Raw genomic sequence first — 24,171 nt, 5'->3', positions numbered from 1 at the left:
GGCCCCACCCTTCTCACCGTCGCTGCACGTTCCAATAGACCGGCGCCGGCGGGCTCAGCAGGCCGTCCAGGTTCGCGCGATGGGCGCGCAGCTGGTACTGCACCCCGATCGGCACATAGGGCACCGTCTCCAGCGCGCGGGCCTGGATCCGTGCCGCGATCTCGCGCTTCGCGGCCTCGTCCTGGCCATCGGCGAAGGCGGCGCGCAGGCGCTCGATCTCGGCATCGCAGGGCCAGCCGAACCAGGCGCGCTCGCAGTTCGAGCGCAGGCCGAGATGGCTGACCGGCTCCATCATGTCGAGCCCGCCGGGGCCGGAGATGAAGATGCTCCAGCCGCCGCGGCCCACCGGCTCGCGGCTCTGCCGGCGGGCCACCACCGTCGCCCAGTCCATGGCCTGCACATCGGTGCGGATGCCGATGCTGCGCAGAAGCTGGTCGGCGACCAGGGTGAAGGCGTTGATGTTCGTGTTCTCGGCGGCGTTCAGCAGCACGGCCGGCGTGCCGTCATAGCCGCTGTCGCGGACCAGCTGGCGCGCGCGTTCCAGGTTGGGCCGCGGCCAGCCAGCCTCGGTATGCCAGGGGGAGGAGCAGGCATACCAGCTGTTGCAGACGCGGCCCTGGCTGGGGTCCGTGGTGACGGCGGCGAGAAATTCCCGCCCGTCCACCGCCTCCAGCAGCGCCCGGCGCAGCAGGGGATTGTCGAAGGGCGGCTGGGTGGTGTTCAGCCGGATCTGCTGCGCCACGCCCAGCGAATCCTGATTGGCGATGACGATGTTGCGGTCGCGGCGCAGCACGGCCAGCAGGTCGGCCGGGATATCCTCCGCGATATCGATCATGCCCTGGCGCAGCGCATCGAGTGCGGTCTGCTGGTCCGGCAGGATCATCCATTCCACGCGGTCGAAGCGCGGCGTCTTGCTGCCGGCCAGGCCGCTGGGCGCCTCGGCGCGCGGCTGGTAGCCGGCATGGCGGGCGAAGACGAGGCGGTCGCCGGCGCGCCATTCGCTGGCGACAAAGCGGAAGGGGCCGCTGCCGATCGTCTCCGTCACGGCGCGGCTGGCCGGCGTCTGCGCCAGGCGTTCGGGCATGATGAAGGGCACCGGCGCGCCGGGCTTGCCCAGCGCCTCCAGCACCATGCCCCAGGGGGTGTTCAGGGTCAGGGAGAAGTCGCGCGGGGAGGCGGCCTCGAAAACCGCGCCGCGGGCGATCAGCTGCTGGCCGAGCCCGTCATTCTGCGCCCAGCGCCGCAGGGAGGCGACGACATCGGCCGAGGTCACCGGCGCGCCATCGTGGAAGACCAGGCCTTCGCGCAGGCGGAAGCGCCAGACGCGGCCGGCTTCCTCGCTGGTCCAGCTTTCCACCATCTGCGGCCGCACCCGCAGATCGGCATCCACGGCAAACAGCGTATCATAGACCATGTAGCCCATGTTGCGGGCCATGCTGTCGGAGCCGAGATGCGGGTCCATCACCCGAACATCGGAGGACGGCTTCACCCGCAGCACGCTTTGCGCCCCCGCCGGCAGCGCCAGCGCCACCGAGGCCAGCAAGGCCAGCATCCAACCCGTTCCGCGACGCATCCTCGTTTCTCCCCTGGTTTTCTCAAGCGGCCGGCGCTGCGGCCGGCATCTCCTCGTTGGGCGGCAGGCCGCCCATGCGCAGCAGGACGTGCACCGCATGGGCCAGCGCCGCCGCCGGTTCCTGCCCCATGGCCGGCTGCAGGAAGGCGACGCGATCGGCGAAGCCGCCGAAGAGGCTGGCATCCACCCCCTGTTCCAGCGCCGTGCGCAGATCGGGCGGCAGCGCCGCCGGCCAGCCGCAGACCGCAAGCCGTGCGGGGCCCGCGGCGTTCAGCGCATTGCCCAGCGCGATGCCGGTCTGGCGCAGCACGCGGCGCAACGCCTGCTGCCGGCGGGCGGTCATGCGGGTCAAGGCGGGCCAGCCGGGGCCGGCGGCGACCAGCGCGGCTTCCTCCACCTCGGCGATGCTGGCCAGCGCTGCGGTGGAGGCATGCGCCTCCAGGCAGCCGCGATGGCCGCAGCGGCAGGCGGGGCCTTCGGGATCGACCACGGCATGGCCGAGTTCCACCGCTCGGATCGGCTGACCGGCCTCCACCGGATCCACCCAGGCGGCGCCGACGCCATGGCCGAGATAAAGAAACAGATGCCGGTCGGTGATGGCGCTGCCCGGCCCCTGCAGATGGATCGCGGCCTGGGCCGTGGCGGTGTTGCACAGGGCAAGAGGAACGCCTGGAAAGGCCTGAAGCAGCCGCGTCCGCAGCGCCGCGGCATCCACGGCCAGGATCGGGTTGGACCCGCCCGGCCGGTAGCCGGGGATGGAGACGGCGAGCTGCCGCGGCGCCAGGCCATGGCCCGCGCACCAGCCCGCCAGGCTGTCCACCGCCTCCGCCACCGCCGCCGCCACCTGCGCCGCGCTGGCGCCGGCGGGCAGCGGCAGGCGGGTGGCGGTATCGACCTCGCCCAGCAGGTTGGCGATGCCGAAGCCCAGCCGGTCATTGGCGAATTCCAGCGCGGCGACGCGCAGCGCCGGGTTCAGCGTGACGATGGAGGAGGGGCCGCCCGGATAGGGCGTCGGCCGCCGCGGCTCCTGCACCAGCCCCTCGGCGCGCAGCTCCGCCAGGATGCGGGAGATGCTGCCCTCGGTCAGGCGGCAGGCGGCGGCGAGGCGCGGGCGGTGCAGCCCCTCGGTCGTCGCCAGCAGCCGGGAGAGGATGGAAGCGCGGGTCTGCCGGCGCGTCCGCGGTGGGTCCTGCACGTCTTCCCCCAGGTCGTAAACCTAGTCATTCTTGCTCTGTGCAAGAATGCTGCGGCCAGCCGCGCTTGGCGTCAAGCCGCCCCGGCCTATGCTGCCGCGCGGGCAAGGGAGAGAGGCGTGGCGGAGGCAGCGGGCGGCCAGGATCTGCGGGCGCGGCTGCGCGCGGCAAAGCCGGCCGAGCGCGGCCCCCTGCTGCGCGCCGCCTATCTGGCCGCCGGCCCGCAGCCCGGCCGCATCGACCTGCTGACGACCGCCCATCAGCTGGAGCCTGCTTTGGCCGCCGGGGTGCTGGAGGATCTCTGCCGGGAGGCACCCGAAGATGCGGTGGCCCGCGCCGCGCTGATCGAGATCCGGCAGCGGGAGGGCGATGCGCCCGCTGCCCGCCGGCTGGCGGGGGAGGATCTGGCGCGCCATCGGGAGAGCCCCGCCGCGGCGCTCGCCTATCTGCAGATGGCCGCCGCTGATCCCGCGCCGGAGACGCATCTGGTGGCGCGGCTGCTCGCGGCCCTGCCGCGCTCCATCGCGCGCGACAGCCTGGCGCTGCTTTTCGCGGGGCGGCTCGGGCGGGCCCTGCTGCCGGTGGAGCCCGAGGCTTTTGCCCAGGACCTGCGGGAGAGGGCCGTGCGCGTGATCCGAAGCGAGGCGGAGCAGGATCCGGCCACCGGCGTCTTCCACGCCAGGGTCGCGCAGGCCTCGACGGTGGCCGTCATCGGCAATGGGCCGAGCCTGCTGGGCCAGGGGCGGGGCGCGGCACTGGATGCCATGCCGCTTCTCGTGCGCTGCAACTTCCCGATGCTGGCGGGGCTGGAGGCGGATCTGGGGCATCGCACCGACATCGTCTTCTTCGTGCAGGCGCTGAAATCCCGGATCGCCGGCGAATTGGCGGCGCGGCATCCCAGCTTTCGCGACGCCTGGCTGGCCTTCTATGCCGGCGCCCATCCCGGCCCGCCGGCGCCGATCCTGATTGAGGGCCGGCCGGCCCGCCACTGCCAGCTGCCGCATGAGTTGGCGCGGCTCGGCGTTTCGCTGTCCTATTCAGCGGCCACCACGGGCTTGCGGGCGCTGATCTTCTTCGCGGTCTTCGCCGGCCGGCCGGTGGCCGCCCATGGCTTCGACTTCTTCGGCGGCGCGCACAGCGCCTGGCGCGCCCGCCCCGCGATCCCCGGCCTGCATCACCGCCCGAACTTCGAGCGCGGCTTCTGCACCCATGTGCTCGCGCCGCATTTCGGCGTGGCCTTCAGCTGAAGCTCAGCCGCGGCGGCTGGCGTCCAGGCTCCAGGGCCCGGCACCCGCCGCGGCCAGGTAGAGGAAGACGAAGCAGTAGAGGATGGCCGCGTCGCCGCCATTGTTCACCGGGTAGAAGTCCCGCGGCGCATGCGCCAGCCAATAGGCGAAGGCCATGGTGCCGGAGGCCAGGAAGGCGGCCGGGCGGGTGAAGAGGCCGAGGGTGATCAGCGCGCCGGTCACCAGCTCGATCACGCCGGCGAACCAGGACAGGCTCATCATTTCCGGCCCGCCGCCACCGTCGGCGGAGGCCGGGAAGCCCAGCAGCTTCTGCGTGCCATGCGCCAGGAACAGCAGCCCGGCCACGATGCGCAGGACGGACAACAGACGGGGGCCCCAGCTGGCGGGCAGGGGGGCGGTCACATCGCTCGGCATTCTCGACATCCCAAAGGTTGCGTGCCGGGCACAGCTGGCGCCGTCACTTGCGCGTGCAACGCAGCCGGCGCGGTTGCGCCGCCGGGCCTGACGCAGCCGTGATCAGGCCAGGGGCAGTCGCGTGCCCACCAGCACGTCGCGGGTGACGAGGCCAGCCAGGCGGTCCGCATCCCAGCCCTCGGTGCCGGCGGGGCGCATCGGCAGCACCATCCAGCGATAATCGGCCGTGCTGTCGACCACGCGGATCTGCGTCGCCTCCGGCAGGCTGGTGCCCCATTCGGCCAGCACGCCGCGCGGGTCCCGGATGGCCCGCGCCCGATAGGCGGCGGATTTGTACCAATGCGGCGGATAGCCGAGCACGGCGCGCGGGTAGCAGGAGCACAGGGTGCAGACCACCAGGTGATGCAGCCCCGGCGCATCCGCCAGCACGCCAAGCGGCGGCGCGCCGGCCATGGAGACGCCCATCGCCTCCGCGGCCTGGCTGCCATCGCGCAGCATCAGCGCGTGGTAGTCGGCATCGGTCCAGGCGCGGGCCACCATGGCGGCGCCGATGCGCGGATCGGCGCGGTCGGTGCGTTCGATCTGCTCCGCGATCTGCGCTTCCGTCACGATGCCGCGGGCAGCCAGCGCCGCGGTGAAACGCGCCAGCAGCGCGACATTCTCGGGGGCGGGGGCATGGGCCATCAGCCGGCGGGCTCCAGCCAGTGCTCGTAGAGCTCGACCAGCACCGTGTCCCCGGCCTCGCCTTCGTTCCAGAGCGAGGGTTGGTCGAAGCGCACATGATACAGCGGGATGGTGGCGGCCGGGCGGGCGAAGGCCAGGTCCTCCGGATTGCGGAAGGCGCCGAGCGGGCGTTCCACCACGCCTTCGCGCCCGCGCAGGTAATGCGGCGTGCGGATATGGCAGGGGCCGCGCGTCTCGGGGTAGTCGGCGCGGACGCGGATGCGCGCCCCCGGGGCGAAATTCGTCATCCGCGCAGATCCTCCGCCGTCACCACGCCCTTTTCCAGCATCAGCCCGGAGATCGAGCGCAGCCAGCGCTCGTAATAGCCGAGGGCGTGGTACTCGGCCTCCGGTATCGCCTCCACCCCGCGGCGCAGCTCATCCACCGTCATCAGCCCGCGCTGGGCGAGCAGCTGGCGCAGCGCATCGACGCGCTTGCCGAAATCATCCGGCGGCGCCGCGTCATCCGGCTCCACCGGGGTGCAGCGGAAGCGGGGCGCGCCGCCGATGTCGTGGGTGGCGGGGGCGGGGAGGGGGGCGTCGTCGGGCATGGCGGACAGCCTATTTGATCTCTTCCTCGAGTCCCACGCCCCAAATTTCCGTGCGGCGCAGATATCCGCGATGGCCGGCGACCTGGATCTCGCACCAGGGCGCGCCGGCCTCGCATTCGCGGATGCGGCCGATGACACCGGGGCGCAGCCGGGCGACGGCACTGGCCGAATCCTCCGGCCGGCGGCGCAGCGTGGCCTCCGGCGCCGTGGGGGCGGGGCGCACCAGCGCGGTGCGGCGTCCGGCCAGGGTGGAGGAATGCACCCAGCCCTCCGCGCCATCCGCGTCCCGGATGCGGCGCCAGAGCTGGAATTCGCCGATGATCTGCACAGGCAGGTCGCGGCGCTGGAAGGTCCATTCGATCGGATAGCTGGTCGAGGGCCCGACCCGCATATTCACCTCGTCCGAGCGCAGCGCGGCGAAGCGCGGCAGGGCAAGGCCGGTGACCGAGCCCACGGCCGGGATCGGCGGCGGGCTGGCGGGCAAGGCGGGTTCCGGCGGGCGTGCCGTGGCGGCGGTGGCGGCCGCGCCCGCGGCGGCGGCCCCTGCCGCGGCGCCGGCGGCGGCCGGGCGGCGATTGGCGGGCGGGGTGGTGCGGCCGATGGTGGGGGCGGCCTGGCCGGGCCGGGCGGCGCGTGCCTGCGGCCGCGCCTGCGGGCTGGCCGACTGGCCCGGCCGGGGGGCGGCGGGGCGCTGGGCGGCCGGGCGGCTACCTGATTGGGATTGGGACTGGGTGGGCGGCGTCGCCGGCCGGCTGGGCGGCACGGCGAGCGAACGCGGCTGTTCGGAGGGCACCAGCCGCGGCGCCGAGGGGCTGGCCGGCCGCGGCGGCGGCAGGCTGCCCTGGCTCGGCGCCAGGCTGGACTGCGCCTGCGCCACGGCCGCGCCGAGCGGGCCGCCCGGCGCGATGGGGGCCAGGGCGAGCAGCGAGACGGCGAGCAGGACGGGGCGTGCGCGGACCATGCCCCGATCCCTCCCCCATCCTGCCGTGTCGGGTCAAGCGCGCAGGTGGGTCGCGGCGGCTACACTGTGGCGATCTGGCCGTCACCCACCGCCGAAAGGAAGGTCACCACCCCGGCGATCTCCACGCCCGGGGCGAGGGACTCGGCGGCGAGACCTTCCGCCCGCAGCCCGGCCTCGCAGGCGATGCGGCGGATGCCGAGCTCCTCCGCCGCCTCCAGCAGCGCGGCGAGGGTAGCAACGCCGCGCTCCGCCAGCAGAGTTTCCCGGGCATCGGCCAGCAGCGGCGTGTCGGCGAGGAACAGTTGGCAGCCGGCATTGCTGGCGAAGAGCACCACCTGCCGCCCGATCGCCGCCGCGCCGGTGGCCAGCACCAGCGCGTAATGCGCCCGGTCATGCGTGCCGGAGAGCAGCAGGATGCCGAGCGGCGGGCTCACACCACGCAGGCCGGCGCGAAGGTGGCGCCATGCGCCGAGAGGTCGTGGATGGTGGGGTGATCCCCGCAAAGCGGACAAGCCGGGTCGCGCCGCAGCTTCACGGTCCGAAAACGCATGTCCAGCGCATCCCAGAGCAGCAGGCGCCCCGAAAGGCCCTCGCCGATGCCGAGGATCAGCTTGAGGACCTCCGTCGCCTGCAGCGTGCCCATCACGCCGGTGACGGCGCCCAGCACCCCGGCCTCGGAGCAGGTGGGCACCAGCCCATCGGGCGGCGGTTCCGGATGCAGGCAGCGGTGGCAGGGATGCGGCGCGCCTTCATGGCTGCGGAAGACCGAAAGCTGGCCCTCGAAGCGCAGCACGGCGGCGGAGACCAGCGGGCGGTGCAGCAGGTGGCAGGCATCGCCCAGCAGGAAGCGCGTGCCAAAATTGTCGGTGCCGTCGCAGACCAGGTCGTATTTTCCCACATTGGCCCAGGCCCAGTCGGCATCGAGGCGGCGGGCGTGGATCTCGACGCGCGTCTCGGGGTTCAGGGCGCCGATCGTCTCGGACGCGCTTTCGGCCTTGTTGCGGCCGATGCGCGCGGTGGTGTGCGCCACCTGGCGCTGCAGGTTGGACAGTTCCAGATGGTCGTCGTCGATGATGCCAAGCGTGCCGATGCCGGCGGCGGCCAGGTACAGCGCCAGCGGCGAACCAAGGCCGCCCGCGCCCACGAGCAGGACGCGCGCGGCGCGCAGCTTCGCCTGGCCGATCGCGCCCACCTCCTCCAGCAGGATGTGGCGCGAATAGCGGCGGAGCTCCGCCTCGGTGAAATCGAGGTCCATGGACGGGATATGGGCGTGGCCGGCCATCCGCTGCAAGGCATGCGCTTCACCCTCGGTTAGCCGCGGTGGTGGCAGAAGCCCGGCGATGCGGCATGCGATGCGACGCCTGATGCTGGCCGGGGGAATGGCGCTGCTCGCCACGCCCGCCTGGGCCTGCCCGGACCTGCTGCTGGGCGACAGCCTGGCGGTGGGCATGGCGCCCTTCGCGCGCGCCGCGGGCTATGAGGTGGTGGCCCAGACCGGCGCCGGCCTGCCCTGGCTGCGCCAGCAGGCGCCGCGCTGCGTCGGGCGGCTGGTGCTGGTCTTCGGCACCAACGATCTGCGCGGCCTGGGCGCGGAGGCGGCGGAGGCCTATCCGCGGCAGATCGCGGCCGTGATGGAACGCTGGCCGGCCGCCCGCACCATCTGGGCCACCCCCGGCTGCTTCCCCCGCGATGCGGCGCTGGAGGCCGCGAGCCGCCTGCTGGACCGCGCCCTGCTGGACAGCCAGACCCAGGCCGATGCGGCGCTGGCGCATCTGCCGGCTTTGCATCGCGGCCGCATCTCCCGCTGCACCACCCCCACGGCGGATGGCGTGCATCCGACGGCGGAGGGCTATCGCGCCTGGTGGGAGGGGTTGCAGGGCATGCTGGCTCAGCGGCCGGTGGACAGGAGCGCTGCCACGGCTTCCGTCACGGCCGGGACGCCGAGCGCGGCCATGGCGCCGTCCCAGGCCTCGGCCAGGGCGATCAGCGCCTCCGTCCCCGGCACCAGGGGCAGGCCATAGGCGGCATCCAGGATGGCGCCGGAGCGGCCGGCGGCGAAGACCAGCAGGGCGAGACCCACCACCAGCACGGCCCGCCCGGCGGGCAGGGTGGCGCTGCGGGGGGAGAAATCATCCGGCAGGGGGCTTGGGGCGTCGGTCAGCCAGGGCTGCTGCATGGGCGCTGGCTCCTCAGAACTGGAAGTAGATGAAGGGCGCCACGCCTTCGGGCGCGGCCAGGATGATCGCCAGCATCACCAGTCCGAAGACCAGGCCGAGCAGCGGTACGGGCAGCGGGCGCAGCGCGGATTCCAGGCGCTGCCGCAGGTCGGGCGGCACGAAGTGCAGGCCGAGGCCAAGCGCCATGATGGCCAGCAGCCGCGGCGTCCAGGCGGCATCGGGAGCCGCGGCAACGAGGCCTTCGCCAAGGGCGGCGACGGTGGCGAGGTCGGGCGCCCGGAACAGCACGAAGGCCGCGACCACGATGTGGAAGGTAATGGCCCAGCGCAGCACGCGGCCCGCGGCGGTGGTCGGCACCGCCCGGCCGCCCAGCGCCCGCTCCACCACCAGCGCCAGCCCATGCAGCGCCCCCCAGATGACAAAAGTCCAGGCGGCGCCGTGCCAGATGCCGCCCAGCAGCATGGTGACCAGCAGGTTGCGGCGGGTGCGCGCCTCGCTCCCGCGGCTGCCGCCCAGCGGCTTGAACAGATAGTCGCGCAGCCAGGTGGAGAGCGAGATGTGCCAGCGGCGCCAGAAGTCGGACAGCGTCAGGGCGCGGAAGGGCTGCGCGAAATTGCGCGGGAAATGATAGCCGAGCAGCGCCGCCAGCCCGATCGCCATGTCGGAATAGCCGGAGAAATCCAGCCAGATCTGGATGGTATAGCCGTAGCAGGCCAGCAGGATGTCCCCGGCGCCGAAGCCGCCCGGGTCGCGGAACACCGGGTCGACCAGCCCCGTCGCCAGCTCATTCGCCAGCAGCATCTTTTTCGCCAGTCCGCCCAGGATCAGCAGGCAGCCCATGACCACCGGGATGCGCGACCGGTCCGGCGGCGTGGCCAGCTGTGGCAGGAATTGCGCGGCGCGCACGATCGGGCCGGCGGCGAGGTGCGGGAAGAAGGTCAGGTAGACCAGCACCTTGAGCGGCGAGGCCTCCGCCCGCGCATCGCCGCGATGCACGTCCACCATGTAGGAGATGGCCTGGAAGACGTAGAAGGAAATGCCGACCGGCAGCAGGATCTCCGGCATCGGCAGCGGCGGCAGGCCCAGCGCCACCCCGATCGGCGAGGTTTCGCGCAGCAGGAAGCCGGCATATTTGAACCAGCCGAGCCAGGCCAGCACGCCGCCCACGCCGAGCCAGAGCAGCCCCCGGCCGTGCCCGTCCGCGACGCCCCGCCCGATCCCCCAGGTCCAAAGCCCGACGGCCAGCAGCGCGATGCAGAAGACCAGGCTGAAGGCGGCGTAGAAGACGAAGTTGGCCAGCAGCAGGAAGGGCAGCACCAGCCGCGGTGCCCGGCGCACCAGCAGCCAATGCACGCCGAACACTACGGCGAAGAAGATCGCGAAGAGGCCGGTCGGGAAGAGCATCCGGCGGGGGTCAGGCGCCTGCCGGGCCGATGCCGGCGCCACGCAGCAGATGCGCATGCAGCCGGTCCGCCGTCAGCCGATAGCCATCGGCGGTGAAATGCACCAGGTCCGGCCGCATCAGCTCCGCGCGCACCAGCCCGGGCAGGCGGCAGGGGTCCTGGGTGACCTCGGCCGACCAGTCGAAGAAGCCCACCCTTTCGCGTGCCGCGACCTGGCGTTGCGTGGCGCGCACCGCCTCCAGCGCCGGCAGGGGCGAGACCGGGCAGGCGCCGCGGCCGCGGCGGATCGGGCGGCCTGCATCGGGCGCGCCCATCAGCAGAATGCCGCTGCGCGGGCTGGCCGCGCGCAGCGCGGCGATGCGGCGGGACAGGGCCAGGCCATAGGCGGCCGGGTCGAAGTCGCGGTCCGTCGCTTCGTTGGTCCCGTATTCCAGGATGATCAGCGCCGGCGGCGCGACCGCCAGCTCCGCCGCCAGGATGCCGGGCGTGCGGTTGTCGAGTGTGGCCAGGGTGGCGCCGTTGATGCCGAAGGATTCCACCAGCACGCCCCGGCCGCGACGATCGATGCCCCAGCCGAGCAGCTCCACCGGCCCATCCCCCACCAGCTCCAGCGCCACCTCCCGCGTGCCGGGGCTGAGATCCAGGCGGATCAGCCGGGGGCGCGGGGTGGCGGTGCGGCTGGCGCGTGGCGCGTCGGAAATGCCGCCGCCGAGGATGCGGTAGCTGCCGCTGGCAGGGCCCCCATGCAGCGCCAGGTGCAGCCGGTCGAAGCCGCGCGGATCGCTGCTGCGCAGGCCGATCCGGTCCCCGGCGCGTTCGCCGGTCAGGCGAAAGCCGGTCAGGCCGAAGGGCCCGGGGGTTGCCGCGCGCAGCGCGCTGGCAGAACTCCATTCCCCTTCCTGCTCCAGCGCCAGGCCGGCGGGAACGAAACTGCGATTGGCGCGGCCGGGGGGCATGCGGCCGGGGCCGATGGCGCCGAACCGGGCCTGCAGATGCTCCCGCAGCCGCTCCGCCATGCGCGGGAAGGCGATGTGGCTGTCGCCCAGCATCAGCACCAGGGCGCGGCCTTGCGCGCCGCCCTGCAGGGCGCGCAGCGCGGTGCCGAGCGGGGCCAATGGGTCGGCGGCACCGGGGGGCGGCAGCAGGGCCTCGTAATCCGCATCCGGCGCGGTCTCGAGACCCTCCGCCAGCTGCGCATCCGGGCCGCGGCGCTGGGGCGAATCGGTGCGGCATCCGGCCAGCAGGCCAGATAACGCCAGGGTAGAAATGAGGCCGCGTCGTTTCAACATGCTGCGGCCACCATCCTTATCCTGTTCATCACGCGCTGCTAGTCTTGCCGAAATCCCCGTCTCTGCGGAGTGCCTTGGATGCGGTCAGGTCGCTGGCATGGGTTTTCGACCAGGCGGAACCTTCTTGGCGCGGCCGCGGCCGGCCTTCTCGCCCCGGCCGGGCAGGCCTTCGGGGCCGAGGGCGGCGGCCAGGCGCCGGAGCGCCTGAACCTGCTGTTCCTGGGCGATTCGCTGGCCCAGGGCCTGTTCCTCTCGCTCAGCCCCGTGCTGCGCCGCCGGCCCACGCCCCGCCTGATCAACGGCACGCTGCACGCCACCGGCGTGACCCGCACGGATGAGCATGACTGGTCCAGCGTCACCCGCGACCTGGTGGCGCTGCATGAGCCGCAGCTGGTGGTCTTCTGGATCGGCGCCAATGACTTCCGGCCTCTGGTGGTGCGGGAGGAGCGGGTGCGGCACCGCTTCGGCACGCCCGGCTATGCCGAGCATTATGCCCGGCGGGTGACGGAAATGACCGGCCATGCCGTGCATGCCGGCGCCCGCGTGCTCTGGCTCGGCCTGCCCAATATGCGGGAGCCGCAATTCGCCGGCGCAGCGCGGCAACTGAACGCCATCCAGCAGGCCGCGGCCGAATCGGCGGGGGCGCAATGGGTGGATACCTGGGACGCCACCAGCGATGCCGATGGCCGCTACCTGCCCAGCGTCGCGGCGCAGACCGCGACCCGCGTCTTCCGGGCCGAGGACGGGGTGCATTTCACCGGCTGGGGCTATCTGCGCATCGGCGCGCTGCTCTTCGATACCGCCGCCGAACGTTTTCCCGAATTGGCACCGGGCCTCGGGCGGTTGACCGAGGCCTGATCAGACCTCGGCGCAGCCGAAGCGCAGCAGGTTGCCGTGCGGGTCGTGCAGGTGGAATTCCTGCATGATCCAGGGCCGCAGCGCGAAATCCGACAGCCCCGGCACGCCGCGCGCCGCGAATTCCGCATACAGCGCCGGCACCTGCCCGCCGCGGATATAGCAGGCGGTGTGCTCCGGATAGATGCGGTCCTTACAGAGCCAGAAGTGCAACTCCATCGCCTGCCGCCGGACGATCGCATAGTCGCCATAGGTTTCCCCGGTGAAGCCGAGCTGGTCGCGGTAGAAGGCCAGGGTCTCCGCCAGGTCGAGCGAGGCGAGGATGGGGATGCAGCGGGCCGGGTCGCTCATGCCGGCTGCCAGTCGCGCCAGAAGCCCTCGGGCGCCGGGCGCTGCGGGCGGGGGCGCTCGGCCTCCGGCGTGCCTACATAGATCCAGCCGAGCAGCCGGTCCGTCTCCGCGAAGCCCAGCGCCGTCTTGATCTCCGGATCCTGCAAGGCGGGGGAGGAGAGCCAGCAGCAGCCGAAGCCCATCGCATCCAGGGCATTGAGGAAATTCATGATGCCGGCGGCGGCACTGGCTTCCTGTTCCCAGGCGGGGATCTTCGGGTGGGCGCGGATGGCGGCGCCGGCCGCGACCACCAGGGGCGCGCGCAGCGGCTTGGCGCGTTCCAGGTCGAGCCGCGCCTCGGGCGCCGTGGGATCGCGCTTCAGCATCGACTCGGCCAGCAGCGCGCCCAGCGCGGCGCGGGCCTGGCCCCGGATGCCGAGGAAGCGCCAGGGGCGCAGCCCGCCATGGTCCGGCGCGCAGGCGGCGGCAGCGACCGCCTGGGACAGCGCCGCGGCATCCGGCGCCGGGTCGTGCAATTGCCGGGGCGGGACGGAGGCACGGGCGAGCAGGGCGCGCAGCGCCTCCGGCGGGGCAGGGGGGAAGGGGGCGTCGGGCATGGTCGTCCTGCGGCAGGGTGCGACCTAGATGATGCGAATCATTCGCAATTACAAGCTCGGCGCGTACCGGGGAGCGCAGCCCCCCGGCGTCGGGTCCTTCAGCCGAAGATATCGGCCGGGCTGTCGCGGCGCAGGCTCTCGCCCAGCTCGCGGCCCATCGCAGCCGCATCGGCCGGCGCGCCCCAGAGCTTGCGCTTCAGCAGGAAGGAGCCATCGGCCCGGGCCACCAGGCCGGTCAGCTGCAGCGCGCCATCCGGCCGGAACTGGGCGTGGCCACCGATCGGCGTGCGGCAGGACCCGTCCAGCGAGCCCAGCAGCGCGCGTTCGGCGGCGGAGACGCAGGCCGCGTCCCGGTCCTCGATGGCCGAGAGCAGCTCGCGCAGCTCCACGTCATCGGCGCGGACGGTGACGCCGACGATGCCCTGGCAGGCGGCCGGCACCATGGTCTCGGCATCCAGCACCACCGCTGCCTCATGCGCCATTTCCATGCGCTTGAGGCCGGCGATGGCGAGCAGCGAGGCCTGCGGCCCGCCCTCCGCCCGCACCTTGGCCAGGCGCATCTGCACATTGCCGCGGATGATCTCCACCCGCAGGTCCGGCCGGGCATGCAGCAGCTGGCTTTGCCGGCGGATGGAGGCGGTGCCGATCAGCGCGCCCTGGGGCAGGCAGGCATAGGGGTCGCCGGAGGTGTCGCCCGGGCAGGTCGGGCCCAGCACGATGGCGTCCCGGCTATCCTCCCGCTGCAGGGCGCAGGCCAGCACGATGCCGGGCGGCAGCTCGGTCTCCAGGTCCTTCATGCTGTGGACCGCGAAGTCGATGCGGCCATCCAGCAGCGCCTCATGGATTTCCTTTGCGAACAGGCCCTTGCCGCCGATATCGGCCAGCCGCCGGTCCTGCACCTTGTCGCCGGAGGTGGCGATGACGCATTCCTCGAAGGCCTTCACCTCCCGCAGCAGCGGGCAGATCTTTGTGATCAGGCCGAGGAAATGCCGGGTCTGCCACAGCGCCAGGGGCGAGCCGCGGGTGCCGACCTTCAGCGGCAGGGCGCGGGTGGACTGCCGGTGCTGCGGCGAATGGCCATGGATGGCGCCGCGCCGGCGCAGCGCCTCGGCGGCGGTGGAGTCGTTTGCGTTCAGCAGCATGCTCAGGCGTCTCCACGCGAGGTCGAGGCATTCCGGTCCAGGCGTGGCCCCGCGAGGCCCAGAAGATGCGCCATGTCCTTGAAGAAGATCTTGATGTGGCTCAAGGGATCGCGCCGAACGAGCTCCTTGTTCATATACGCCTCCCAGGTCAGGCGCTGGACGTCCTTGTCCTGGCAGATGGCGACGAACTTCTCGCGGCGCTTGTCGGAGGAGTACCAGAAGTACTGCATGATCCCGAGGATCAGGAAGACGCGGCCATGCGCCTTCATGAAACGTTTCCGCGCCGTGGCCAGCGCGCTGGCGCGGCCGGTGGCGCAGAATTCCGCCGCCGCATCGGCGGCCAGGCGGCCGCAGAGCATGGCGTAGTAGATGCCCTCGCCGGAGGAGGGTGCGACCACGCCGGCGGCATCGCCCGCCAGCACCACGTCCCGCCCATTGTCCCAGCGCTTCAGCGGCTTCAGCGGAATCGGCGCGCCTTCACGCCGGATGGTGCGAACCTTGTCGAGGCCGGTCGACGCCCGCAGTTCCCCCACCGAGCCACGCAGCGAAAAGCCCTTGTGGGCCGAGCCGGTGCCGATGCTGACCTTGTCGCCATGCGGGAAGATCCAGGCGTAGAAATCCGGCGAAAGCTTGCCCTGGTAGAAGACGTCGCAGCGCTTCGCGTCGTAGCTCGGCGCTTCGACCGTGGGGGCCGCGACAATCTCGTGATAGGCGAAGACGCAGGGGATCTTCTCCGCGCCCTTCACGGACTGCTTCGCGACCGCGCTGCGCGCGCCATCGGCGCCGATGATGCAGCGGGCGCGGACGCGGCGTTCCTCGGTGGCCTCCTTCGGCGTGTAGACGATGACGGCCATGCCATCGGCGTCGTGCTCGATTCGCTCGAAGCTTCCGGTGCGCCGCGTGGCGCCCGATTCGGCGGCGCGAGCCCGGAGAAATTCGTCGAAGGTCTCGCGCTCGACCATGCCGACGAAGCCGCCATCGATCGGCATATCGACCTCGCGGTTCGACGGCGCGATCATCCGTGCGGCGTTCACGCGGGCCACCAGCAGATGCGCGGGGATCTCGAAATCCCGGATCAGCCGGGGCGGGATGGCGCCGCCGCAGGGCTTGATGCGCCCCGCCTTGTCCAGCAGCAGCACGCTGCGGCCCTTGCAGGCCAGGTCATGCGCGGCCGTGGCGCCTGCCGGGCCGCCGCCGACCACGACGACGTCGAACTCCTCCATCACCTGGCTCATGCCCTTTGCCTCCCCATCAGCGGCGGGACATTGCCCGTGCTGGCCCTTTGCCCTGGCGCGCGCCCGATGCGCAGCGCCAGCATCGCCGCAGCGAGGAAGAGCCCCGCATCGGCCAGGAAAACCGTGACGTAGCCACCGCCGGCGCTGCCGGTCAGCAGCCGGCCGAGATCCAGCACCACCGTGCCGGCCAGGCCGCCGGCGCCGAAGGCGATGGCCTGGGCGGCGCCGAACATGCCCATCCGCACGCCCTGCCGCCCCTCCGCCCCCTGGGAGACGAGCTGCATCATCGTGGCGATGGCGGCGGCGGCGAAGGCGCCATTGGCCAGGCCGAGGACGAAGAAGCTTTCCCGCAGCGGGAAGCTCGCCCCCGCCATGCCGGCCCCGGCCAGCGCCACCAGCAGCGCGCAGGCCGCGAGGCACCCACCCAGGATCCAGCCCCGCAGCACTGCGACCCGACCGCCCGAAAGGCTGCCGACGATGGCGATCAGGATCATCCCGGCCAGCACGCCGCCATGCTGCACGGAGGACAGCCGCGTGGTCTCGCCCAGCGACATGCCGAAGACGGTGCCGGCGAAGGGCTCCAGGATCAGGTCCTGGGCGCTGTAGGCCAGCATCGAGACGAAGACGAAGATGGTGAAATGCCGCGCCACCGGCTCCGCCCAGACTTCCTTCAAGGCCGGGCCGAAGCCAGATCGCGCGCTGGCGGCGGGGGCCGCCTGGGTCGGGCCCTCGATGCCCGTCACGGCGACCAGCGCCAGCAGGAAGGCAAGGGCGGAAACCCCGGCCGAGACCGCGACCAGGCGCGTGCCCTCATAGGGATCCAGCAGCCGGCCGGAGATCGCCGTGGTCAGCACGAAGCCCGCGATCATCATGATCCAGACGAGGGAGGCCGCCGCCGGCCGCCGCGCCGGCGCGACCCGGGACGCCAGCAGCACGAGCAGCGAGGTGCCCGCCGCGCCGACGCCGATGCCCACCAGCAGGAAGGCGACGACGGCCAGCGCGATGCCGGGGACCAGCGCCGTGCCCATCCAGGCCACGGCCACCGCCGCCAGCACGCCGCCCAGGCCCAGCACCGCCATGCCGCCGATGATCCAGGGCGTGCGCCGCCCGCCCTGGTCGGAGCCATGGCCGAGCCGCGGCCGCAGCATCTGCACCGCGTAATGCAACGCCACCAGCACGCCCGGCAGCGTGGCCGGCAGCGCGTGTTCCACCACCATCACCCGGTTCAGCGCCGCGGTGGTCAGCACCACCACGGCGCCGAGTGCCGTCTGCACCAGGCCGAGCCGCAGGATGCCGAGCCAGCCGAGGGGGGGAAGGGAGTTGTTCATGGTGCCAACGCCACGGCGCTGGCCATCATGCCCGCGACATACAGCGTGATGCCGGTGCCATTGTACCAGGGCGCCAGGCCGCGCGGATCGCGCAGCAGCTTCCGCATCAGGGCGAGCTGCGCCAGCAGCGAGGCCGCAACCAGCAGCGCCGCGATCGGCGCATCCCAGACCGCCAGCAGCACCACCACCACCGCCTGCGGCACCGCCATGAACAGGCAGGCCACGCGGGCCGCGCGCGGCGCGCCCAGGATGACGGGCAGGGAGCGCAGGCCGAAGCGGGTGTCGCCCTCGATCGACTTGAAGTCGTTCAGCGTCATGATGCCATGCGCGCCGAGGCCATAGAGCACCGCCACGGTCACCACCTGCGCATCCGGCGCCGCAGCGCCGAGCACCGCCACCGCGGTGATCCAGGGCAGGGTTTCGTAGGACAGGCCGCAGGCGAGGTTGCCCCACCAGCCATTCTGCTTCAGCCGCAGCGGCGGCGCCGAATAGATCCAGGCCATGACCACCGCCAGCACGGTCGCGGCAAAGCCCCAAAGGCCCAGCGCCGCGCCGATGGCCAGCGAGGCCAGGGTCCAGAGAATGGCGACGTAAAGCCCCCACATTCCGGGAATGCGGCCCGAGGGAATCGGCCGGTTCGGCTCGTTGATCGCATCGACATGCCGGTCGAACCAGTCGTTCACCGCCTGGCTCATGCCGCAGACCATGGGGCCCGTGAGCAGCACGCCCAGCGCGATCAGCAGCGCGTTGTCCAGCAGATTGGCGCCGGAGGCCGCGACGCCGCAGCCGAAGGCCCACATCGGCGGGAACCAGGTGACCGGCTTCAACAGCTCCAGCACCGCCGCTGGCTGAAGCCGCGGGGTGGGAAGGCCGATGCTGGTCGCCGGGTTCGCCATGCCGCTATCCCTGCTGGTCGTCGAGATCGCCGAGGCCGTAGCGCCGCAGCTTGACGTAGAGGCTCTGCCGGCTCAGCCCGAGCATCTCGGCGGCCGAGGCGCGGTTGTCGCCGGTCAGTTCCAGCGCCGCCTCGATGCAGAGCCGCTCGATGGCATCGGTGGCCTCGCGCACCAGATCCTTCAGCGGCACGCGGCCGATGAGTTCGGTGAGCTGTTCGACAGAGCGCGTGGCGCCCTCTGCGGCGCGCACCGCGGGGCGGGATCGCGCGCCGATGTCACGGATCTGGAAGCCGAAGCAGGACTGCCCGCCATTCATCACGGAGACGGCCGAGATCTCCACCTCCACCTGGCCGCCCAGCGCGCCATGCAGCGTGGTGGCATAGAGCCGCACGGCGCCGCGGTTGCGCAGGTTGGAGAGCAGCACCTCGAGCTCGACGCCCTGGCGGCCGATCCAGCGGTCCAGCGGCTCGCCGCGCGCCTGCTCCTCGCTGGTCAGCTGCGCCATGTCGAGGAAGGCGGCATTGGCGGTCAGCAGATGGGCGCTGGCATCGGTCACCACGAAGCCGTCCGGCGCCACCTCCACCACCTTCAGCAGCTTGGACTGCGCCTCGGGCAGATCGGCGCCCTGGTGGTTCGGCACGGAGAGCCGCACGAGGAACAGCAGCCCGCCCTCCTGCCGGAAGGTGGAGGCCGAAACCAGCACGGCCTCCCCGCCCTCCGCCAGATGGGCGGTGACGTCATCCGCGCGGCCGGCGCTGCGCACATTGGCCAGCAGCGTCTGCACCGCGGCGCGATCCTCTGGCTCGAAGACCTCGTTCAGGGTACGGCCGGGCATGCGGCGGGCATTGCGGCCGAACAGCCGCTGCGCGGCGGGATTGGCCTCCATGATCCGCTGCTGCTCGGCATCCAGGATCAGCACCGGATCCATCGACATCTGGAACAGCAGCCGGTAGCGGGTCTCCGCCTGGCGCAGGCGGGAATAGTCCCGCTCCATGGATTGCTGCACCTCGACCATGCGTTGCTGCAGCTGCGACAGCGGGCGCAGGTCGCGGCCGAAGACCACGCTGCGGCCGGCCTGGCCCAGCGGGGCCACCGAACACAGCACGGGGATGGAGGCGCCGCGCGCCGAAAGCTGGTTCACATGGCGCCAGCGCACGGCTTCCTTGGCGGGGTCGGGGGCCAGCATGGCCTCCACCTTCGGGCGGCTGTCCTTGGCCACCGTCTCGACCCAGGACCGGCCGAGCCAGCTTTCCGGGCCGTCGAACTCGCGGGCGAGTTCGGCATTGCTGAAGGCCAAGTCGCGGATGATGCCGGCCTCGTCAAGCACGAGGGCGATATCCGCGGCAGCCGCGATCAGTCCAGCGGCGGCATCCGCATCCAATGGGCCGAGCGACGTCCTGGGGGTAGCGAACGATTTCACGAAAAGCTGCGTCCTTCATCCCAAGGGTCCCCTCCCCAGCCGAGCCTCCTGATCGCCTCGCGCCACTCATTCATTCCCGCCGGGGCGCGCCCCGACTACGCCTCTCGCGCCAGCAGCGCCAGCAGGGTCTCTGCCTTCAGCGCCGCCTGCTGGCCATCCGCCGCCGTCGCATCCGCACCGACCAGCGCGGCCAGTTCCGGCCGATCGTTGAACACCCGTCCGCCGACGAGCACCCCGATCTGCGGGTTGCGGGAGGCACGCCGCACTTCGCGGATGGCGGTGGCCAGCACCTCCAGCCGATCCTCGCAGGCCAGTGAGAAGCCCACCGCCGCGAACCACTGCCGCCGCACCACCGCCGCCAGTTCCTTCACCGTGGTGCCGGTACCGGAGGCCACTTCCCAGCCCTGGCGGCGGAAGAACTCGCCCACCATCAGCAGGCCGAAGCTGTGTTGTTCGCCCGGCACCGGGGCCAGCAGCACCCGGCGATCCACATCTGCCCGGCCGAGTCGCGGCTGGAAGGCGGGGCTGTTCTCCAGCACCACCTGCTGCAGGCAGCACAGGCCGATGGTCACCGCCGTGAAGTCGCAGCGGTCCTGTTCCCACATCTCGCCGAGCCGGCGGGCGACGGGGGCCAGCAGATAAAGGTAAACCCGGTCCAGCGGCATGCCGCGGGCGGTGAGGCCGCCGACATAGGCGAGAGCGCCGCCGAGATCGCCCTGCATGGCCAGGCCGGTGACGACCGAGACATCCTCGTCGCGCGGCATGCTGGTGCCGGGGCTGTCGATATAGGCGGGGCTGTTCGCTTCCCGCCGGGACAGGACGAGGCGCGGAATCACCTCCGTCTCCAGAGTCCGCGCCAGCAGCGCGACGCGCCGGCGCTCCGCATTCGCGGGCCTCGCCTTTTGTGGCGGCGCGCGGGGGCTGGCGGGCGGTGCCCGTCGATCCGCCGCCGGCGCCCCGGCGGTGGTATCGAGGCCATGGCCGGGGCGCGGGCCATGCCCTGCCTCCTGTACCTGGCCGGCGATTTCCGCCGTGTGCTGTGCTGCCATCATTGGCTTCGCGGACATCGCCCCCTCCGGTCGTTCTACTTGAGAGCCGACAGCCCCGAATGTCAACCGTGATTTACGTCAATCATGCTTGACACTACGGATGCCAGACCTCTAGCCTCCCTGAACAAGCACGGTGCGGGGAGAGAAAACGATGCGCAGGAATATGGCCAAGTTGGCCTTCAAGCGCGGTTTTCCTGGAATACTCCCCCATCGCAGGCTGTCGGCCAGGGGCCACGGCAGCCTTATCCGGACAGCGGACCGCCTTTGACGGAGGGTTGTCAAGTCATGCTTACAACGAACGGTTTGTCTGGCCTACTTGACGCCTGGGACGCCTCCCCTTGGGGGGCCACCAGCGGCCGCGCCGCCCGCCACAATCGCGATGCGCAGGCGGCCCGCCGCCCGCTGTATTCGCCCGAGGAACGCCGGCGGCGCGATGCCAGCCCCTGGACTTTGGTGCAGGGCGTGCTGGCGCCGATCCAGTTCGCGGTTTTCCTGGTGAGCCTCGGCCTGGTGCTGAACTTCCTGGCGTCCGGGACCGGCCTGGCAACCGCCACGGCCTCGGTCGTGGTGAAGACCCTGCTGCTCTATACCATCATGGTCACCGGCTGCGTCTGGGAGAAGGTGGTCTTCGGCCGCTGGCTGTTCGCCCCGGCCTTCTTCTGGGAAGACGTCTTCAGCATGCTGGTCCTGGCGCTGCACAGCGCCTATCTGCTCGCGGTCTTCACCGGCTTCGGCGATGGCCAGGGGCAGATGCTGCTGGCGCTGGCCGCCTATGCCGCCTACCTGGTCAATGCCGCGCAATTCGTGCTGAAGCTGCGTGCGGCGCGGCTGGACGAGGCCCGCGGCAATGCCGGCGGCGTCGCGGCATGAGCGCCGCGGCCGCCTTTCCCTCGGCAGGTTGCGGCGACGCGCCCGTGCTGCGGGAGCGCGGCCAGCGCGAGGTCTTCTGCGGGCTGACCGGCATCGTCTGGCTGCATCGCAAGATCCAGGACGCCTTCTTCCTCGTCGTCGGAAGCCGCACCTGCGCGCATCTGCTGCAATCCGCCGCCGGCGTGATGATCTTTGCGGAGCCGCGCTTCGCCACCGCCATCATCGATGAGCGCGATCTGGCGGGCCTCGCCGATTGCAACGCGGAGTTGGATCGCGTGGTGACGCGGCTGCTGGAGCGGCGGCCGGATATCCGCATGCTCTTCCTGGTCGGCTCCTGCCCCAGCGAGGTGATCAAGCTCGATCTCTCCCGCGCCGCGCAGCGCCTTTCGGCGCGCTTCCTGCCGCAGGTGCGCGTGCTGAACTATTCGGGCAGCGGAATCGAGACCACCTTCACCCAGGGCGAGGATGCCTGCCTGGCCGCCCTGGTGCCCGAAATGCCGGCCGAGCCTGGCGCCGCGCGATCCCTGCTGGTGGTCGGCGCGCTGGCCGAGGTGGTCGAGGACCAGTTCCTGCGAATTTTCGCCGCGCTCGGCGTCGGGCCGGTGCGCTTCCTGCCTTCGCGCCGCGCGGCGGAATTGCCGGCGGTGGGGCCCGGCACGCGCTACCTGCTCGCGCAGCCCTTCCTCAACGACACGGCCCGGGCGCTGGAAGCGCGCGGCGCGACCCGCATCGCCGCCCCCTTCCCGCTGGGCGTCGAAGGCACCACGGCCTGGCTGACGGCGGCGGCCGAGGTCTGGGGCGTATCGCCCGCCCGCATCGAGGCCGCCACCGGCGCCGCGGCGTCGCGGGCCAGTGCGGCGGTGGCGCGGATTCGCCAAAGGCTCGCTGGCAAAAGCATCTTCTTCTTTCCCGACAGCCAGCTCGAAATCCCGCTGGCGCGCTTCCTGTCGCGCGAGCTCGGCATGCGTCTGACGGAAGTCGGCACGCCCTATCTGCATCGCCAGCACCTGGCGGAGGAGCTGGCGCTGCTGCCGGATACGGCGACGCTCTCCGAAGGCCAGCATGTCGATCGCCAGCTCGATCGCTGCCGCGCGCTGCGCCCGGACCTCACCGTCTGCGGCCTCGGCCTGGCCAATCCCCTGGAGGCGGAGGGGCTGACGACCAAGTGGTCGATCGAGCTCGTCTTCACGCCGATCCAGGGCTACGACCAGGCGGCGGATCTCGCCGAACTCTTCGCGCGGCCGTTGCTGCGCCATGCCAAGCTGACGGTGTAGCGCCATGCAGCTCGCCCTCTGGACCTATGAAGGCCCGCCCCATATCGGCGCGATGCGCGTGGCGACGGCGATGGAAGGCGTGCACTACGTGCTGCACGCGCCGCAGGGCGATACCTACGCCGACCTGCTCTTCACCATGATCGAGCGCCGCGCCAAGCGTCCGCCGGTCACCTACACCACCTTCCAGGCGCGCGACCTCGGCGGCGATACGGCCAATCTGTTTCGCGAATCGGTGCTGGATGCCTATGAACGCTTCCGCCCGCAGGCGATGCTGGTCGGCGCAAGCTGCACGGCAGAGCTGATTCAGGACGATCCCGGTGGCCTGGCCAAGACGTTGGGCCTGCCGATCCCCGTGGTGCCGCTGGAACTGCCCGCCTATCAGCGCAAGGAAAACTGGGGCGCGTCGGAGACCTTCTACCAGCTGGTGCGCGCCTGCGCCGGCCCGCATGTGCCGCCGCCCGGCACGCAGCGCACGAAGAACGCGACGCCCCGCTGCAATATCCTCGGCCCCACCGCGCTCGGCTTCCGTCACCGCGACGACGTGCCGGAGGTGGAGCGGCTGCTGGCCGCGCTGGGCATCGAGACGCATGTGATCGCGCCGATGGGTGCGACGCCCGCCGATCTCGCCACGCTGGGCGAGGCCGATTTCAACGTGGTGCTCTACCCGGAAGTCGCCGGCCAGGCGGCCGCCTGGCTGCGCCGCAGCTTCGGCCAGCCCTGCACCACGGTGGTGCCGATCGGCGTCGGCGCCACGCGCGATTTCGTGCGGGAGGTTGCGAAGCTTGCCGGCGTGCCGGCCACCACCGCCGAAGGCACGCTGCGCCTGCCCTGGTACTCGCGCTCCGTCGACAGCACCTACCTGACCGGCAAGCGCGTCTTCATCTTCGGCGATGCGACGCATGCCATCGCCGCGGCGCGGGTCGCGCAGCAGGAACTCGGCTTCACCGTGGTCGGCCTCGGCAGCTATTCGCGCGAATTCGGCCGCGAAATCCGCTCCGCCGCCGCGCTCTATGGCGTGGAGCCGCTGGTGACCGACGACTACCTGGAGGTCGAGGCGCAGATCACGGCGCTGCAGCCGGAGCTGGTGCTGGGCACGCAGATGGAACGCCATGTGGCCAAGCGCCTTGGCGTGCCCTGCGCGGTGATTTCCGCCCCGGTGCATGTGCAGGACTTCCCGGCGCGGCATTCGCCGCAGATGGGTCTCGAAGGTGCGAACGTGCTGTTCGACACCTGGGTGCATCCCCTGATGATGGGGTTGGAGGAACATCTGCTTGGGATGTTCCGCGAGGATTTCGAGTTCAACGACGGCGTGCAGCCCAGCCACCTTGGCCACGGCGCCCCGTCACAGTCGGGCAAAGAGGCCGCGCCCGCCGCGCAGCCCATGCCCGTGCCCGCGGCGGAGACTCCCCACTCCGCCGCGGGCGCCCCTTTGCTGTCCTGGGTCCCCGATGCGGAGAAGGAGTTGAAGAAGATTCCCTTTTTCGTCCGCGGCAAGGCCCGGCGCAATACCGAACGCTTCGCGCAGGAACGTGGCATCGGGACCATCACGATCGAGACGCTCTACGACGCGAAGGCGCATTTTTCGCGGTGAGACATTCCTCTCGCCGCCGGACCGGAGGGCCTTA

Annotated in this window: 25 protein-coding genes; 6 read left to right on the top strand and 19 right to left on the bottom strand. The window is 71.7% G+C overall.

Annotated features, from left to right (window positions below):
- Positions 1 to 13: 13 nt before the first annotated feature.
- Together J3S20_RS22370 and J3S20_RS31180 are read right to left on the bottom strand one after the other, a co-directional pair.
- Positions 14 to 1,552, bottom strand: a complete 1,539-nt coding sequence (locus J3S20_RS22370) for an ABC transporter substrate-binding protein (protein ID WP_216838771.1) — start codon at positions 1,550 to 1,552, stop codon at positions 14 to 16.
- Between the two features lie 43 nt (positions 1,553 to 1,595).
- Positions 1,596 to 2,768 (bottom strand): ROK family protein, encoded by a 1,173-nt coding sequence (locus tag J3S20_RS31180; RefSeq protein WP_216838770.1) that lies wholly within the window; start codon positions 2,766 to 2,768, stop codon positions 1,596 to 1,598.
- A gap of 117 nt (positions 2,769 to 2,885) precedes the next feature.
- On the opposite strand from J3S20_RS31180, the gene J3S20_RS22360 reads away from it, so the two are divergent.
- On the top strand, positions 2,886 to 4,013 hold the full coding sequence (locus J3S20_RS22360) for a glycosyltransferase family 29 protein (RefSeq protein WP_216838769.1): 1,128 nt from the start codon (positions 2,886 to 2,888) through the stop codon (positions 4,011 to 4,013).
- 3 nt (positions 4,014 to 4,016) lie between these two features.
- Here the strand turns inward: J3S20_RS22360 and J3S20_RS22355 are convergent, their stop codons facing one another.
- The 7 genes from J3S20_RS22355 to J3S20_RS22325 form a co-directional block, all read right to left on the bottom strand.
- Positions 4,017 to 4,427 (bottom strand): DoxX family protein, encoded by a 411-nt coding sequence (locus J3S20_RS22355; RefSeq protein WP_216838768.1) that lies wholly within the window; start codon positions 4,425 to 4,427, stop codon positions 4,017 to 4,019.
- A 102-nt stretch (positions 4,428 to 4,529) separates the two neighbouring features.
- Positions 4,530 to 5,111, bottom strand: a complete 582-nt coding sequence (locus J3S20_RS22350) for a nitrile hydratase subunit alpha (protein WP_216838767.1) — start codon at positions 5,109 to 5,111, stop codon at positions 4,530 to 4,532.
- A complete protein-coding gene (locus J3S20_RS31175) occupies positions 5,111 to 5,398 on the bottom strand; it encodes an SH3-like domain-containing protein (protein WP_216838766.1) in 288 nt (95 codons plus the stop codon). Before J3S20_RS31175 ends, J3S20_RS22350 begins: the two co-directional genes overlap by 1 nt.
- A complete protein-coding gene (locus tag J3S20_RS31170) occupies positions 5,395 to 5,700 on the bottom strand; it encodes an SH3-like domain-containing protein (RefSeq protein WP_216838765.1) in 306 nt (101 codons plus the stop codon). Before J3S20_RS31170 ends, J3S20_RS31175 begins: the two co-directional genes overlap by 4 nt.
- Positions 5,701 to 5,710: 10 nt before the next feature.
- Positions 5,711 to 6,661 (bottom strand): SH3 domain-containing protein, encoded by a 951-nt coding sequence (locus J3S20_RS22335; protein WP_216838764.1) that lies wholly within the window; start codon positions 6,659 to 6,661, stop codon positions 5,711 to 5,713.
- A gap of 59 nt (positions 6,662 to 6,720) precedes the next feature.
- On the bottom strand, positions 6,721 to 7,095 hold the full coding sequence (locus tag J3S20_RS22330) for a DsrE/DsrF/DrsH-like family protein (RefSeq protein WP_216838763.1): 375 nt from the start codon (positions 7,093 to 7,095) through the stop codon (positions 6,721 to 6,723).
- Positions 7,092 to 7,916, bottom strand: a complete 825-nt coding sequence (locus J3S20_RS22325; protein ID WP_216838762.1) for a HesA/MoeB/ThiF family protein — start codon at positions 7,914 to 7,916, stop codon at positions 7,092 to 7,094. The genes J3S20_RS22330 and J3S20_RS22325 overlap by 4 nt, the downstream gene beginning before the upstream one ends.
- Before the next feature lie 97 nt (positions 7,917 to 8,013).
- Between J3S20_RS22325 and J3S20_RS22320 the strand changes: the two genes are divergently transcribed.
- Entirely contained in the window at positions 8,014 to 8,682 is a 669-nt protein-coding gene (locus tag J3S20_RS22320) for an SGNH/GDSL hydrolase family protein (RefSeq protein ID WP_216838761.1), read from the top strand.
- 168 nt (positions 8,683 to 8,850) lie between these two features.
- Here J3S20_RS22320 and J3S20_RS22315 read toward each other — a convergent pair whose 3' ends face one another.
- Both J3S20_RS22315 and J3S20_RS22310 read right to left on the bottom strand, forming a co-directional pair.
- Positions 8,851 to 10,242 carry an MBOAT family O-acyltransferase gene (locus J3S20_RS22315; RefSeq protein WP_216838760.1) on the bottom strand — a complete coding sequence of 464 codons (1,392 nt, stop codon included), beginning with the start codon at positions 10,240 to 10,242 and terminating at the stop codon, positions 8,851 to 8,853.
- Between the two features lie 10 nt (positions 10,243 to 10,252).
- Positions 10,253 to 11,530, bottom strand: a complete 1,278-nt coding sequence (locus J3S20_RS22310; protein WP_216838759.1) for a GDSL-type esterase/lipase family protein — start codon at positions 11,528 to 11,530, stop codon at positions 10,253 to 10,255.
- Positions 11,531 to 11,608: 78 nt separating this feature from the next.
- Between J3S20_RS22310 and J3S20_RS22305 the strand changes: the two genes are divergently transcribed.
- Complete coding sequence (locus J3S20_RS22305) at positions 11,609 to 12,388, top strand: DUF459 domain-containing protein (protein ID WP_216838758.1); 780 nt, start codon at positions 11,609 to 11,611, stop codon at positions 12,386 to 12,388.
- Here the strand turns inward: J3S20_RS22305 and J3S20_RS22300 are convergent, their stop codons facing one another.
- The 8 genes from J3S20_RS22300 to J3S20_RS22265 form a co-directional block, all read right to left on the bottom strand.
- Positions 12,389 to 12,736 carry a bleomycin resistance protein gene (locus J3S20_RS22300; RefSeq protein ID WP_216838757.1) on the bottom strand — a complete coding sequence of 116 codons (348 nt, stop codon included), beginning with the start codon at positions 12,734 to 12,736 and terminating at the stop codon, positions 12,389 to 12,391.
- On the bottom strand, positions 12,733 to 13,332 hold the full coding sequence (locus J3S20_RS22295) for a nitroreductase family protein (RefSeq protein ID WP_216838756.1): 600 nt from the start codon (positions 13,330 to 13,332) through the stop codon (positions 12,733 to 12,735). Before J3S20_RS22295 ends, J3S20_RS22300 begins: the two co-directional genes overlap by 4 nt.
- A gap of 98 nt (positions 13,333 to 13,430) precedes the next feature.
- Positions 13,431 to 14,474: a hydroxymethylbilane synthase gene (gene hemC, locus J3S20_RS22290; protein WP_216838755.1), complete on the bottom strand. Its 1,044-nt coding sequence runs from the start codon at positions 14,472 to 14,474 to the stop codon at positions 13,431 to 13,433.
- 2 nt (positions 14,475 to 14,476) lie between these two features.
- A complete protein-coding gene (locus J3S20_RS22285) occupies positions 14,477 to 15,709 on the bottom strand; it encodes a geranylgeranyl diphosphate reductase (RefSeq protein WP_216838754.1) in 1,233 nt (410 codons plus the stop codon).
- Positions 15,706 to 17,037, bottom strand: coding sequence for a BCD family MFS transporter (locus J3S20_RS22280; RefSeq protein WP_216838753.1), 1,332 nt, complete (start codon positions 17,035 to 17,037; stop codon positions 15,706 to 15,708). Before J3S20_RS22280 ends, J3S20_RS22285 begins: the two co-directional genes overlap by 4 nt.
- Complete coding sequence (gene chlG / locus J3S20_RS22275; protein WP_216838752.1) at positions 17,034 to 17,933, bottom strand: chlorophyll synthase ChlG; 900 nt, start codon at positions 17,931 to 17,933, stop codon at positions 17,034 to 17,036. The genes J3S20_RS22280 and chlG overlap by 4 nt, the downstream gene beginning before the upstream one ends.
- 4 nt (positions 17,934 to 17,937) lie before the next feature.
- Entirely contained in the window at positions 17,938 to 19,353 is a 1,416-nt protein-coding gene (gene ppsR, locus J3S20_RS22270; RefSeq protein ID WP_216838751.1) for a transcriptional regulator PpsR, read from the bottom strand.
- Positions 19,354 to 19,448: 95 nt separating this feature from the next.
- Entirely contained in the window at positions 19,449 to 20,420 is a 972-nt protein-coding gene (locus tag J3S20_RS22265; RefSeq protein ID WP_216838750.1) for a cobalamin B12-binding domain-containing protein, read from the bottom strand.
- Between the two features lie 285 nt (positions 20,421 to 20,705).
- On the opposite strand from J3S20_RS22265, the gene bchF reads away from it, so the two are divergent.
- The 3 genes from bchF to bchB are packed head-to-tail and all read left to right on the top strand — an operon-like array spanning position 20,706 to position 24,137.
- Positions 20,706 to 21,272 carry a 2-vinyl bacteriochlorophyllide hydratase gene (bchF, locus tag J3S20_RS22260; RefSeq protein WP_246603157.1) on the top strand — a complete coding sequence of 189 codons (567 nt, stop codon included), beginning with the start codon at positions 20,706 to 20,708 and terminating at the stop codon, positions 21,270 to 21,272.
- Positions 21,269 to 22,546, top strand: coding sequence for a ferredoxin:protochlorophyllide reductase (ATP-dependent) subunit N (locus J3S20_RS22255; protein ID WP_216838748.1), 1,278 nt, complete (start codon positions 21,269 to 21,271; stop codon positions 22,544 to 22,546). Before bchF ends, J3S20_RS22255 begins: the two co-directional genes overlap by 4 nt.
- Positions 22,547 to 22,550: 4 nt before the next feature.
- Positions 22,551 to 24,137, top strand: a complete 1,587-nt coding sequence (gene bchB / locus J3S20_RS22250) for a ferredoxin:protochlorophyllide reductase (ATP-dependent) subunit B (protein WP_216838747.1) — start codon at positions 22,551 to 22,553, stop codon at positions 24,135 to 24,137.
- Positions 24,138 to 24,171: the final 34 nt, after the last annotated feature.

The sequence above is a fragment of the Falsiroseomonas tokyonensis genome, from assembly GCF_019024325.1.
GTDB lineage: Bacteria > Pseudomonadota > Alphaproteobacteria > Acetobacterales > Acetobacteraceae > Falsiroseomonas > Falsiroseomonas tokyonensis.
The sequence above is the reverse complement of the archived record's forward strand: the minus strand, read 5'-3'. Positions and strand labels throughout refer to the sequence as shown.